Annotated in this window: 11 protein-coding genes and 1 tRNA gene; 6 read left to right on the top strand and 6 right to left on the bottom strand. The window is 66.1% G+C overall.

The features are described 5' to 3' along the window. Positions 1-179: 179 nt before the first annotated feature. The gene (locus SCD90_RS12370; protein ID WP_319844991.1) at positions 180-938 is read left to right on the top strand and encodes a L,D-transpeptidase; all 759 of its coding nucleotides are present in this window, start codon (positions 180-182) and stop codon (positions 936-938) included. A gap of 48 nt (positions 939-986) precedes the next feature. On the opposite strand, the gene thiE is transcribed toward SCD90_RS12370, so the two are convergent. Then, positions 987-1,622 (bottom strand): thiamine phosphate synthase, encoded by a 636-nt coding sequence (gene thiE, locus SCD90_RS12365; RefSeq protein ID WP_319844990.1) that lies wholly within the window; start codon positions 1,620-1,622, stop codon positions 987-989. Positions 1,623-1,718: 96 nt separating this feature from the next. Here thiE and SCD90_RS12360 point away from each other — a divergent pair, with 96 nt between their 5' ends. The 3 genes from SCD90_RS12360 to SCD90_RS12350 all read left to right on the top strand — a co-directional run bounded on the left by SCD90_RS12360 (position 1,719) and on the right by SCD90_RS12350 (position 3,996). After that, a complete protein-coding gene (locus tag SCD90_RS12360) occupies positions 1,719-1,913 on the top strand; it encodes a hypothetical protein (RefSeq protein ID WP_319844989.1) in 195 nt (64 codons plus the stop codon). A 125-nt stretch (positions 1,914-2,038) separates the two neighbouring features. After that, positions 2,039-2,530, top strand: a complete 492-nt coding sequence (locus SCD90_RS12355; RefSeq protein ID WP_319844988.1) for a BA14K family protein — start codon at positions 2,039-2,041, stop codon at positions 2,528-2,530. Between the two features lie 176 nt (positions 2,531-2,706). After that, a complete protein-coding gene (locus SCD90_RS12350) occupies positions 2,707-3,996 on the top strand; it encodes a Gfo/Idh/MocA family protein (protein WP_319844987.1) in 1,290 nt (429 codons plus the stop codon). A gap of 14 nt (positions 3,997-4,010) precedes the next feature. Here the strand turns inward: SCD90_RS12350 and SCD90_RS12345 are convergent, their stop codons facing one another. Together SCD90_RS12345 and SCD90_RS12340 are read right to left on the bottom strand one after the other, a co-directional pair. Beyond that, complete coding sequence (locus SCD90_RS12345) at positions 4,011-5,270, bottom strand: cytochrome P450 (RefSeq protein ID WP_319844986.1); 1,260 nt, start codon at positions 5,268-5,270, stop codon at positions 4,011-4,013. Positions 5,271-5,346: 76 nt separating this feature from the next. Then, entirely contained in the window at positions 5,347-6,843 is a 1,497-nt protein-coding gene (locus tag SCD90_RS12340) for a CoA-acylating methylmalonate-semialdehyde dehydrogenase (protein WP_319844985.1), read from the bottom strand. A 93-nt stretch (positions 6,844-6,936) separates the two neighbouring features. Here SCD90_RS12340 and SCD90_RS12335 point away from each other — a divergent pair, with 93 nt between their 5' ends. Next, positions 6,937-7,833: a LysR family transcriptional regulator gene (locus SCD90_RS12335; RefSeq protein WP_319844984.1), complete on the top strand. Its 897-nt coding sequence runs from the start codon at positions 6,937-6,939 to the stop codon at positions 7,831-7,833. Here the strand turns inward: SCD90_RS12335 and SCD90_RS12330 are convergent. From SCD90_RS12330 to SCD90_RS12320, 3 genes are all read right to left on the bottom strand, one after another. Then, positions 7,811-9,013, bottom strand: a complete 1,203-nt coding sequence (locus SCD90_RS12330; protein ID WP_319844983.1) for an MFS transporter — start codon at positions 9,011-9,013, stop codon at positions 7,811-7,813. The genes SCD90_RS12335 and SCD90_RS12330 overlap by 23 nt on opposite strands. Before the next feature lie 107 nt (positions 9,014-9,120). Next, the gene (locus SCD90_RS12325) at positions 9,121-9,333 is read right to left on the bottom strand and encodes a DUF4287 domain-containing protein (RefSeq protein ID WP_319844982.1); all 213 of its coding nucleotides are present in this window, start codon (positions 9,331-9,333) and stop codon (positions 9,121-9,123) included. Between the two features lie 44 nt (positions 9,334-9,377). Next, a tRNA-His gene (locus tag SCD90_RS12320) sits at positions 9,378-9,454 on the bottom strand. A 189-nt stretch (positions 9,455-9,643) separates the two neighbouring features. Here SCD90_RS12320 and SCD90_RS12315 point away from each other — a divergent pair. Then, on the top strand, positions 9,644-12,193 hold the full coding sequence (locus SCD90_RS12315; protein WP_319844981.1) for a PAS domain-containing sensor histidine kinase: 2,550 nt from the start codon (positions 9,644-9,646) through the stop codon (positions 12,191-12,193). Positions 12,194-12,206 lie beyond the last annotated feature (13 nt).

The raw sequence follows: 12,206 nt of genomic DNA, 5'->3' as shown, positions 1-12,206 counted from the left end.
AACACCCCGGTGACCAGGACAACGCGCACGCCGCCGTCTTCACCTCTGATTAACCACGATTTACGGTCATGCCGCTACAGAACGCCGGAACGGCTGCGGGACCCTCGTCGTTCATCAACGGTTGTGGGTAGGCCAGCTATCCTGCAACGAATTACGGCGCCCAGGTTGAGAGTACGCCCATGAAAGCCAGACTTGCCCTCTTCGTCCTCGGACTTGTCAGCGTCAGCGCGCCTGCGCTCGCCCAGGACTATTATTACCGCGATCGCGGCGAGCGCTATGTGCGAGAGCGCGGGCCCTATGTGGAGTATGTGGTCCCCGGCTACAGCCGCCGCGAGCCGCTCTACGAGGTGGAACCGTCCTACCGCGAACCGCGCATCTACGTGGTCCCCGGCGAGCGCCGCTATACCCGCGACCGCCCGACCTATGTGCGTCCAGAACGGCGTACCGCCTCGGTGACGACCCCGCGCGTGACGGAGCCCATGCGCCGCGCCGTGCCGGCGGAGTTCCTGAAGCAGGAAGTCAGCTATAGCGGGAAGGAAGCGCCCGGAACCATCGTCGTCGATACCCGGAAGCGCTACCTCTATCTGGTCCAGGATGGCGGCACCGCCCTGCGCTACGGCGTCGGAGTCGGCCGCGACGGCTTCGCATGGACGGGATCGCACAAGGTGACGGCGAAGCGCGAATGGCCGACCTGGCATCCGCCGGCCGAGATGCGTGCCCGTCGGCCCGATCTTCCGGTGAAGATGGAAGGCGGACCGGACAATCCGCTCGGCGCGCGCGCGCTCTATCTCGGCTCCACCCTGTACCGTATCCACGGCTCCAACGAGCCCTGGACCATCGGACAGGCCGTGTCGTCCGGTTGCTTCCGCATGACCAACGAGGATGTCGAGGACCTGTACGAGCGCGTGCCTGTCGGCGCCCGCGTCATCGTTCTCTAGAACCTGAGCCTGAAGCGGGCCCGCTCCGCTTAAGGCTTCCGGACAGTGTCAGCGCGCCGCCGCGATTTCCTCGCGGATCCGGCGCGCTGCCGTTTCGGGATCATCGGCTCCGCAGATCGCCGACACCACGGCAACGCCCCGGGCGCCGGCCCGGATAACCGGGCCGACGGAACCAAGGCCAAGCCCGCCGATGGCGACCGCCGGCCGGTCGACCAAGGACAGCACCTTCTGGAAACCGTCGACGCCAATCGCCGCCCCGGCATCCGCCTTGGTGGAGGTTCCACGTATCGGTCCGATGCCGACATAGTCCACGTGGCGCAGATCCTCGCGTGACCCTTCGACCTCGCCGGACGACCCCACCGACAGGCCGATGATGCGGTCGGGGCCCAGCACCGTTCTCGCATCCCGCGCCGTCATGTCGTCCTGCCCGAGGTGAACGCCATCGGCCCCGGTCGCCAGCACCACGTCCACGCGGTCATTGATGATCAGCGGGATCCCGAGCGGCCTCAACAGGTTCAGCAGCGCTCCCGCGTCCGCGATGAGGTCGCGCGTCGCGCCATCCGGATCGCGAAGCTGTACGATCGTGACGCCGCCGCGCACGGCTGCAGCCACGGTCTCTTCAAGGCTGCGGGAACAGGCCGGGCGGCCTGCGACGAGATAAAGCGAGAGGTCTGGCAGCGTCATGGCGCAAACCATAAGCAGCGGGACGAGGCCACCGCAAGCCGACATGAACCTTCAGCCTCCGCCTGCGTTTTCCCCATGGACACCTATGGGAGAGCCATGATGAGCGAGAAGCGCAGCGAACAGGACGCCCATCGCGCCCCATCCCCCGGGACGAGCACGACGGAGGACGCCAAGCTGGAAAAGGCGGTCGAGGACACCTTTCCGGCAAGTGACCCGCCGTCCGAGACGCAGCCGGGCAGCGGCATCACGGAGCCCGAGGTCATCGACAAGAGCAAGATCAAGCGTGGCTAGGCTCACGTCACTGCGCACCGACAGATCCGTAAACCATCACGCGATCCGCAGCGCAGGGCGAACGGGCACACTGCGTATCAGTTCAAGGTCTTCCTGACCGGGGCTGGGACCAAGGAGGAAGAAGTATGAGGAAGTTCATTACCTGGTGCGTTGCGGCAGCGATGGCTGCGGGCACGTTCGTCGCGCCCGCTTCAGCCCAGATCGCAGGGACGCGCGCACCGGTGGCCGCGGCGACGGCCGATGTCTCGAACAATGTCGAAACGGTTCAGTACAACCGTCGCTGGCGTGAAGGTCGCAGCTACCGTGGCGGCCGTCACTATCGTGGTGGCCGCGGCTATTACCGCAATCGCGGCTACAGCAGCCGGCGCTATTACGGCAATCGCCGCTATTACGGTGGGCGACGCTACTACAATAATCGCCGCTACTACGGCTATCGTCGCGGCAATGATGGCGTTGCCATCGCAGCGGGCGTTCTCGGGCTTGCCGCAGGTGCGGCAATCGCCAGCTCGGCCAATGCAGGCAGCAGCCACGCCTATTGCGAGTCGCGGTTCCGTTCCTACGACCGCCGTAGCCGCACCTATCTGGGCTATGATGGCCGTCGCCATTCCTGCCCCTGATCGGCTTGCCTGATCCTGAAAGCCCCGCTTCGGCGGGGCTTTTTTGTTGCGGCGAGGCGACCGCATCCATGCCGCACCGGTACGGATCGGGCGCAGTACGTACCGTCTTCGCAAGATGAGAACTGAACCGCATTCGTCGCGTTGAGGTGGAGAACCGCCAACCGACAGGATCCCGCATGAGCACGTTTTCCGGCCTCTCCCGCCGCCACATGCTGCAGGCCGGGGGCCTCGGCCTGGCCGGGCTCACCCTGCCCCTGCCCTCCCTGGCCGCCGTGCCCGGCCCAAGCGGGATCGATCGGGGAAGCCTTGAGGGCGGAAAGCCGAAAATGCCGGCGATCCACAACACAGAAACCGAAGCTCCGCAGAATCCTGAGGAGCCGCCGCTGTCCGACAAGGAAAAGGTCGGGTTCGCCGTGGTGGCGCTGGGACGCCTGACGCTCGAGGAACTGCTGCCGGCTTTTGGCGAGACGAAGAAGGCGAAGCTGGCCGCGCTTGTCTCGGGATCGCCCGAAAAGCTGAAGGCGCTCGGCAATGCGCACGACGTGCCGGAAGGCAGCCGCTACAGCTACGAGGAATTCGACCGGATCGCCGACAATCCGGACGTGAAGGCGGTCTACATCGTGCTGCCGAACGCCATGCACCACGAGTTCACGCTGCGTGCGGCGAAGGCCGGCAAGCATGTGCTGTGCGAGAAGCCCATGGCCAACACATCGGCCGAGGCGCAGGAGATGGTGGAGGCCTGCGCGGCCGCCAACGTGCATCTGATGATCGCCTATCGCTGCCAGTACGAGCCGAACAACCGGCGCGTGATCAAGATGGCGCGCGAGAAGACCTTCGGCGAGTTCAAGCTGCTGGAGGCCGTCAACGGCCAGAACCAGGGCCCGCCCGACCAGTGGCGCCTCAAGAAGGCTCTCGCCGGCGGCGGCGCGCTGCCGGATATCGGCCTCTACTGCCTCAACACCATCCGCGCAATCACCGGCGAGGAGCCGGTGGAGGTTCAGGCCCAGCTGTTCTCCACGCCCGGCGATCCCCGTTTCACCGAGGTGGAGGAAGCCGTCACCTGGCTGATGCGCTTCCCTTCCGGCGTACACGCCACCTCGACCACGCACTACGGCGTGCACAAGGCGCAGACGCTGCTGGCCCACACGCCGCAGGCGGCGATCCTGCTGGAGAACGCCTTCGCCTATCGTGGCCAGAAACTCCGGGTGTCGGGCGTGGAGGATGGTGTCGAGACAGACCGCAGCCTGACGATCCCGCAGAAGAACCAGTTCGCGCTGGAGATCGACCACATGGCGGAATGCGTACTGACCGGCCGCAAGCCCCGCACGCCGGGCGAGGAAGGCCTGCAGGATCACCGCGTCATGGAGGCGATCTACCGCTCTGCCGAAACCGGCAGCAAGGTGGCGCTGGAAGCTCCGAAGCACCTCGACGCATTCCGCGGTCCCGCGCTGCCCGAAGAGAAATAGGGCGCGCCCGCAGATCAGGCGGGTGCGATGTCCGCCATCAGGAACCGGCTTTTCGGCAGCGCCGGCAAGCTGGACAGGCTGAAGTCGAGGTCCTGCGGCGGCACGCTGTAGCGGATATCGCGGGTGAGGAAGCCGACAGCTTCCTCGATGAGCGCCAGGGTGATCTCTTCGCCCGGGCACCGGTGTCCAGTGTCGGCAAATCCCCCGCCCTGCGGGATCAGCGTGTTTGCATCGCCGCTCCAGTCACGGAAGCGCTCGGGGCGGAAGCTGCCGGGCTCTTCCCAGATCCGGCCATCGTGATTGGTGCCGTAGAGGTCCAGCATCACCCAATCACGCGCGGCGAAGTGATGGCCGCTCCAGTCGAACGGCTTGCGCACACGTCCCGCAACGACCGGGAAGAACGGGTAATAGCGCCGCACCTCCTGCGCGAAGGGGCGGAGCTCGTCATGGCCGTCCTCCCGGAATATTTCGACCCAGCGAGTATGCTCGTGCAAGGCCAAGGCCGCGAAGGTGATGAAGTTCGCCACGGCCAAAGTCGGGCGCAGGATGTTGATGAGTTCTACGGCCGCGATAGACGCAGGCAGCAATTCGCCGCCCAAGTCCCGGTGCGACGCGATGATCGCGGCCGGAGCATCGTCAGCGATGCTCAGACGTCCATCGCGGATATCCTCGATCTTGCCCTTGCCCCAGCGTTCGGTCCTCTGCCTCAGGAGGATGGCGCCCCAGTTCGAGGGGCCGATCGAGCCGGCATTCTCCACCATCGCGGCGAGTTCACGCATGCGGGCAGCGGCTTCCTCCTCGGCAAAGGGAACGCCGGCCCAGAGGGCCGCTGCGCGCGCCAGTGCCTCCTGCATCATGTCTTGCACGGACAGCGCGGAATGCGCCCCGTCGCTGCGCACCACACGGTTCAGTTCACCCCGGAACGTCCGGGCCAACCGCGCAATGGCCTCGGGATCCAGCAGCATCCTCAGGAACACACGCTTGCGATGGCGGTGTTCCTCCGCGTCCAGCGTCTGCACGCTGCCCTGGTCCTGCAGCAGCCACAGCACGTGGGGCGGCATTGCGCGCTTCCGTGTGAACCGATCGCCCTCGTAGAATCTGCCGGCTGCCTCGGCGCCTCGCATGCACACGACAGGCGACATCATGATGCGCGTGCGGAACAGGTCGCTTCCCAGCGCGTCGCAGCGGCTGGACACAAAGGTGTAGCCCTCGCGCAGGAAGGCGAGCGAGCTGTCGAATTCCCGCGCACGCGGGATGGTCTGTCTAACTGCCAAAGTGGTGTCCCGGCCTTCAGACCGGAAAACCAAGCGGCGGATGGGAGGGTTCCGGACGGTACCCTCCCGCACGGGCCTACTTCATGGTCGGCATGATGAAATCGGCGCCCGAGCGGATGCCCGTCGGCCAGCGCGTCGTGATGGTCTTGAGCCTCGTGTAGAAGCGCACGCCTTCGGAGCCGTGCATGTGGTGATCGCCGAACATCGAGGCCTTCCAGCCGCCGAAGGAATGGAACGCCATCGGCACCGGGATCGGGACATTGATGCCGATCATGCCGACCTGGATCTGGTGGGCGAACTCGCGCGCTGCATCACCATCGCGGGTGAAGATGGCCGTGCCGTTGCCGAATTCGTGCTCGTTGATGAGTCGCGCGGCGGTGGCGTAGCTGTCGGCGCGCACCACGGACAGCACGGGCCCGAAGATCTCCTCGCGGTAGATCGACATATCTTCCGTCACGCGGTCGAACAGCGTGCCGCCGACGAAGTAGCCGTCCTCGTAGCCCTGCATCCGGAAGCCGCGCCCGTCGACGACGAGCTCCGCGCCAGCGGCCACTCCTTCATCGATATAGCCCTTGATGCGCTCCATGTGCGGCTTCGTCACCACCGGCCCCATCTCGGCCTCGGGATCGGTGCCGGGTCCGATCTTCAGGGCGCGAACGCGGGGCACCAGCCGCTCCATCAGGGCATCGGCCGTCTTCTCGCCAACCGGAACGGCGACCGAGATCGCCATGCAGCGCTCCCCGGCGGAGCCATAGGCCGCGCCCATCAGGGCATCGACGGCCTGATCCATGTCGGCATCCGGCATGATGATCATGTGGTTCTTGGCGCCGCCCAAGGCTTGGCAGCGCTTACCGGCCGCCGTGGCGGTCTGGTAGATGTGACGTGCGATCGGCGTCGAACCGACGAAGCTGACGGCCACGATGCCGGGATCGGCCAGCAGCGCGTCGACCGTCTCCTTGTCGCCCTGCAGGACGGTAAACACGCCGTCCGGAAGCCCGGCCTCCGTCAGCCATTCCGCGATGAGCAGCGAAGCCGAAGGATCGCGCTCCGAAGGCTTCAGCACGAAGCAGTTTCCGCAGGCCAAGGCGACCGGGAACATCCACATCGGGACCATTGCCGGAAAGTTGAACGGCGTGATGCCGGCCACCACGCCAAGCGGCTGGCGCAGGGAATGGCTGTCGACGCGGGTGCCGACATTCTCGGTGAACTCGCCCTTCAGCAGGATCGGGGCTGCGGTGGCGAACTCCACCACCTCCATGCCGCGCTGGATCTCGCCTTTGGCGTCGCTCAGCACCTTGCCGTGCTCGGCCGTGATGACGGCGGCAAGCTGGTCGATCCGTTCATCCAGAATGCGCAGGAAGGCGTTGAGGATGCGGGCGCGGCGCAGCGGCGTCGTGGCGGCCCATTTCGGGAACGCATCCTGCGCCCGGGCTATGGCGGCGCGCACCTCGTCGGCATCCGCAATGGTGATGCTGCCCGTCTGCGCGCCGGTCGCCGGATTGTAGACGGCGCTCGTGCGGGTGCCGCGCCCCTCGGCCTGACGGCCACCGATGAAATGGTTGATCGTGATCATTGCTGCCGAGCTCCGCTTTCTTGCAGCAGAGCAAGTTGAGAACTGCAGCTCAAGGCGCGATAATGCAGCCTTGTTGTGCGGAAACCGTAGCCGATGGACTGGGATCAGGCCCGCATCTTTCTCGCCGTCGCCCGCACGGGACAGTTGCTCGGTGCCGCACGACGGCTGGGGGTGAACCACGCCACCGTGGCACGGCAGTTGACCGCGCTGGAAACGGATCTCGGCACCAAGCTTGTGGAGCGCCTCAACGCCGGCTGCGCCCTGACACCTGCGGGCGAACAGTTCCTCGTGGCCGCCGAGGCCGCCGAGAGCGCTTTTCTCCGCGCAGCCGCGGCCCTCTCCGGCACCTCGACCGCCGTCAGCGGTACCGTTCGAGTGGGCGCGCCCGAGGGTCTCGGCAACAGCGTGCTGGCGCCGGCCCTCGCTGGCTTGGGCGAACAGCATCCGGACCTCGTCGTGCAGTTGGTGCCCCTGCCCCGCACCTTCTCGCTGTCGCGGCGTGAAGCCGACATCGCCATCGTGCTGGACAGGCCGAACCGGGGACGCCTCGTCACCCGAAAGCTCAGCGACTACACGCTCGGGGTCTACGCAGCGGCATCGCACCTAGAGCGGATCGGAGCGATCGTCTCGGAGGAGGACCTGCGAACGCGCCTGCATGTGACGCAGGTGGAGGAATTCTCCTACAGCAGTGCGCTCGATTACGCCGCGACCCTGCGCCGCCTGATGCCGCGACGGTTCGAATGCGGCAGCGTGGCCGGACAGCTGGCGGCCATCCGCGCTGGCCACGGCGTGGGCATCATTCACGACTACGTGGCCGCACGGCACCAGGATCTCAGGCGTGTGCTTCCGCACCTCCACTTTCGCCGCAGCTATTGGATGACCACCCATCCGGACACCCACGGCACCCGGCGCGTCCAGGAGGTCTACGCATGCATCCTGCAAGCCGTGGCACGGGATCGCGAGACCTTCATCCGCGAAGCGGCGGGCTGACCGGGCGGGCATAGAGAAGCGCAAGCCCGGCGGCGGCAAGGCTCATAGCAGCGGTCGTGGCGCCGCCGAGATCCATTGCGCGCTCAAGCCCCCACAGGGTGGCGGCGCGGCCAAGCAGGAGCGCCGACACGCCCTGCACGAGATAAGCCACGAAGTAGAGGGCGGAGAGCGTCGCGGCGCGGTGATGCACCGGCGCGTGGGCATTGATGAGCGCGAGCCCACCCACGAACATCAGGCTGTAGCCGGCCCCAGCCGCAACCGCCGCCGCCAGGAAAATTGGCAATGAATGAAGCGCCGCGGAGATTGCGATGAGCGCCATGGACAAGGCCGCTGCAAGCCCGCCCGCGACGATGAGGATCCGCGCGGAAAACCGCTTCGAGACAAGGGCCGCCACGCCCACCACGCCTGCGAACAAGGCAAGGCAGGCACCGTTGACCAGCACATTGTCGGAGCCCACCAGATCGCGAGCGATCTGGGCGCCGAGGGACAGCATCAGCGTTCCGATAGCAAAGCCTGCCGTAGCCGCGATGGTCGAAGCCGCGAAGATCTTCCACAGGCTGCGCGGCACCGACAGCGCACGCGGCCGCCACCGTCCCTTCGCCTCTCCCGATGTGTGATGAGGCAAGAACCAGGCAGCCATGAAGATCGCAGCGAGGACGCCGAACAGCACCCAGAAATTCAGGTGCGTCGGAAACGGCGCGTATTCGATGAGCGCTCCGCCGATCAGAAGCGCCAGCGCGAGCCCTACGGCCTGAGCCGCCGTGGTCACGACACTTGCCCGGGTACCGCTGTCGGGTGGACCGAACTCGACAAGCGCGGCGGTGGCGGGGCTGGTCGAGAGTCCGACGCCGACGCCCATGAACGCACGACCGACAAGCACCCACAGATAATCCGGCGCCACGGCGAACAGGAACACGCCAAGCGCCGAACTCGCCACACCGAGAAGCATGGCCGTGCGGCGGCCCACATGATCGGAAAGGTCCCCGAAGAGGATCAGCGCCGCGACCACAGCGATGGGATAGACGGCGAAGATCGCCGTCGTCATCGTCGGAGTCAGGTCCCACCTCTCCGCGTAGAGAGGATAAGTCATGCTGGGGGCCGCGCTGGTCCACAGGGTGTGAACGACCACAGCTGCCGATACCCAGAATGCGGATTCGCGGCTCAATGTTCGGCGCGTCATGCTCTGACCATGCGTGAAAGATCCACGCTTGGACAGGAACGGCACTTAACGGTCAATACAGAAATGGTCTTGGTCCGCCGGATGCGGAGCTATCACCGACGAGGGGACTAGCCCTTCTCCGCGGCGAGAGCATAGGCCACGAGCGCATTGGCGTGGCCGTGCCCCAGGCCGTGGTCCGTCTTCAGCAGGGCGACTAATTCCATGTGCTTCGCAGGCTGGTGAGTACGGATCACCTCAAGCCATTCCGCGATCGGTTTGCCGTACTTCTTCTCGATGGACGGGAAGTAGGATGCAGGTCCCTTGACGGGCTCGTCAGCCATGGAGGTTCAGCTTCGACGGCATCAGCGGTGCCAATGGAGGAAGATGGTACAGCTACCCCGGCTCGAACGGGGGACCCCCAGATCCACAATCTGGTGCTCTAACCAACTGAGCTATAGCTGCACGACGGCTTGGCCGATCCGCGCTTACCTAGGAGAATTCGCGCCTGCGGGCAAGAGTGATCCTCGCGCGTTTTTAGCCGTCGCGGCGTTAACCATGCGATCAGCGAAATACCCTGTGCACCACAGGGGCTGGTGCGCACATCGGGAAAGCATGATCTAATCCGTTAAATCCTTATTAACCTTGGCGAACATGGCCCATCCCTCCCGCCCACTGCTCGGGGCGCTTCCGCAGCTTGCCTCCCGGGTGGAAAGCGATCTGCCTGCGTTCGTGGTTGATGCGTCGAGCGACGAGCCGATGTGGGCCAATGCCGCGGCACGGGATCTCCTCGATTGCGCCACGGCCTGGTCTTCGCTGCTGCAGGACGTGCGGCGATGGCCATTGCAGGGAGCCGGTTTCCGACTGGTGCGCGTGCGACTCCACGATGGCGGGAACGCACCCTTGCTGACTGTGCGCGTGGAACGCATCGACGTTGCGGGACTGGGCGCCCTTCTGGTCACCGCTCTCGACCGCTACGTGCCGGCGAGGCCGGTGGCACCGCCTGCCGACGAGCGCCCCCATCCGGCACCACTGCCCGAGCGGCTAGTAGCCGAGGTCCGGCCTCCTCGCCGCTTCACCTGGCAGTCTGATCAGGATGGCCGGATCACCCACTTCCCGGATGAACTTGGCTGTTCGCCCGGTGAGAACTGGGAGGGCCTGCTGGAGCGATCCGCCCTCTCGGACACCTCCCGCCTGCGCGCCCTGCTAAACGGGCGCGACACGTGGAGCGGCGTGAGCATCGGCTGGAGAGCCGCCCGCGAGCGGTCAGCGACGGTCGAGCTCTCCGGATTGCCGATGTTCGACCGCGACCGTGCCTTCATCGGCTTTCGCGGGTTCGGGATCGTCCGTGACGAACCCTGGGCAGAGGCCTTATCGCCGACAGACCCGGTTGCGCTCCCTCCGGAGATCGGACCTGCCACCTCCGCGAATGCCGTCGAGCCGGAGCAAACCGCTCCCTCGTTCACGGAGCGGGACCACGAAGACAGCCTGGGCGAAGGCCCGGCTGACGACCGCGCACTGGCTGCGGAAGGGGCCGAAACAGCCCCGACCGCCGAGCAGGACAACGAGCAGGCGCCCTCGCCCATCATCGTTTTCCCCGGCGTCGAACGTCCGAACCTGCAGCCCAGCGAGCGATCGGCCTTCCAGCAGATCGCTCAGGCACTTGGAGCGGCGTGGCCCAGCCGGGGCGAACACGCGGAGCAGGCCGATGATCTGCCAGCAGATCTGCCGGAGCCGGCCCATGCCGCTCCGTCGAAGCGCGAAAGGGACGCCGAGTCCGAGCTCCGAGGCTTGCTCGATATGTTGCCGGGGGCGCTTCTTGTTCACAGATCCGGCGAGCCGCTCCACGCCAATGCAGCCTTCCTCAATCTGGTCGGGGCCGGCACCCTTGCAGACCTGGAGGAAGCAGGCGCGGACGGACTGATCGACGGCAACCGGAGGGACGATGAAGGTGGTGGCGTCTGGCTGCGTCGGCTCGACGGACGCTCGGTCGCTGTGGAAGCGCGGCTGAAAAGCGTGCTCTGGGGCGGCCTCCCCGCAAGCCTCATCATCGTCAGGCAGACCGAGCCTGCGAAAGAAAGGTCGTCGGGCGAACGCGAGCTTTCCGCGATCCTCGACACGGCGACCGACGGCGTCCTCGTCCTCGACGGCAAGGGCCGCATCCTGTCGGTGAACCGCAGCGCCGAGGCCCTGTTCGGCTACGAGGCAGCGGAGCTGCAAGGCCGCGACGTCTCCATGTTGCTTTCCGCCGAGAGCCACAGGACGACGCTCGATTACCTCGCCGGACTGCGCGGCAACGGCCTCGCAGCCGTGCTGAACGATGGCCGTGACGTCGTCGGCATCGCGCGCCGCGGCGGCACCATGCCCCTGTTCATGACATGCGGGCGCATCGACGAAGCGGGCGAACCGCGCTTCTGCGCCGTGATGCGAGACCTGACGCCGGTGCGACGGACCGAAGAGGAATTGCGCTCCGCCAAGGTGAAGGCGGAGCGCATGAGCCGGCAGAAGTCCGACTTCCTGGCACGCATCAGCCACGAAATCCGCACGCCGTTGAATGCCATCACCGGCTTCACGGAGTTGATGATCGAGGAGCGGTTCGGCCCGCTCGGCAACGACCGGTATCGCGACTATCTGCGCGATATCCACGCGTCGGGGCAGCACATCATCAGTCTGGTGAACGACCTCCTCGACCTTTCCAAGATCGAGGCCGGCCGCCTCGAACTGGACTTCGAAAAGGTGGATCTGAACGAGATCCTGACCCAGTCGGTGGCCTTGTTGCAGCCACAGGCAAGCCGGGGCCGCATCATCATCCGCACCATGCTGGCAGGGGAGCTGCCCCAGGTGCTCGGCGATGCCCGCAGCCTGAAGCAGATCGCGCTGAACCTGCTGTCGAATGCGGTGCGGTACACGCCGTCGGGTGGACAGGTCATCGTCTCCACGGCGATGACCGAGATGGGTCAGGCGATGATTCGCATTCGCGATACCGGGCTCGGCATGACGGAAGCGGAGATCAGCACTGCCCTCGAACCGTTCCGTCAGGTCGGCAATGTCGGCACGCAGGGCGGCACGGGGCTCGGCCTGCCGCTGACCAAAGCGCTCGTCGAAGCCAATCGCGCCAGCTTTTCACTGCAAAGCGCTGTGGGTTCCGGCACCCTCGCCGAGGTGGTGTTCCCTCCCGCGCAAGTGATCAACCGACCTCATTGACTCCGCCGCCGGA

The organism is Terrihabitans rhizophilus (genome assembly GCF_033898525.1).
Classification (GTDB): Bacteria; Pseudomonadota; Alphaproteobacteria; order Rhizobiales; family Methylopilaceae; genus Flaviflagellibacter; species Flaviflagellibacter rhizophilus.
This window is presented reverse-complemented; position numbering and strand designations above follow the sequence as displayed.

Excerpts from the sequence above, each read along its gene's own strand:
- SCD90_RS12325 (WP_319844982.1), bottom strand. The coding sequence starts at position 9,333 with ATGGCTGACGAGCCCGTCAAGGGACCTGCATCCTACTTCCCGTCCATC.
- SCD90_RS12315 (WP_319844981.1), top strand. The coding sequence starts at position 9,644 with ATGGCCCATCCCTCCCGCCCACTGCTCGGGGCGCTTCCGCAGCTTGCC.
- SCD90_RS12355 (WP_319844988.1), top strand. The coding sequence starts at position 2,039 with ATGAGGAAGTTCATTACCTGGTGCGTTGCGGCAGCGATGGCTGCGGGC.
- SCD90_RS12370 (WP_319844991.1), top strand. The coding sequence starts at position 180 with ATGAAAGCCAGACTTGCCCTCTTCGTCCTCGGACTTGTCAGCGTCAGC.
- SCD90_RS12335 (WP_319844984.1), top strand. The coding sequence starts at position 6,937 with ATGGACTGGGATCAGGCCCGCATCTTTCTCGCCGTCGCCCGCACGGGA.
- SCD90_RS12350 (WP_319844987.1), top strand. The coding sequence starts at position 2,707 with ATGAGCACGTTTTCCGGCCTCTCCCGCCGCCACATGCTGCAGGCCGGG.
- thiE (WP_319844990.1), bottom strand. The coding sequence starts at position 1,622 with ATGACGCTGCCAGACCTCTCGCTTTATCTCGTCGCAGGCCGCCCGGCC.
- SCD90_RS12340 (WP_319844985.1), bottom strand. The coding sequence starts at position 6,843 with ATGATCACGATCAACCATTTCATCGGTGGCCGTCAGGCCGAGGGGCGC.
- SCD90_RS12360 (WP_319844989.1), top strand. The coding sequence starts at position 1,719 with ATGATGAGCGAGAAGCGCAGCGAACAGGACGCCCATCGCGCCCCATCC.
- SCD90_RS12330 (WP_319844983.1), bottom strand. The coding sequence starts at position 9,013 with ATGACGCGCCGAACATTGAGCCGCGAATCCGCATTCTGGGTATCGGCA.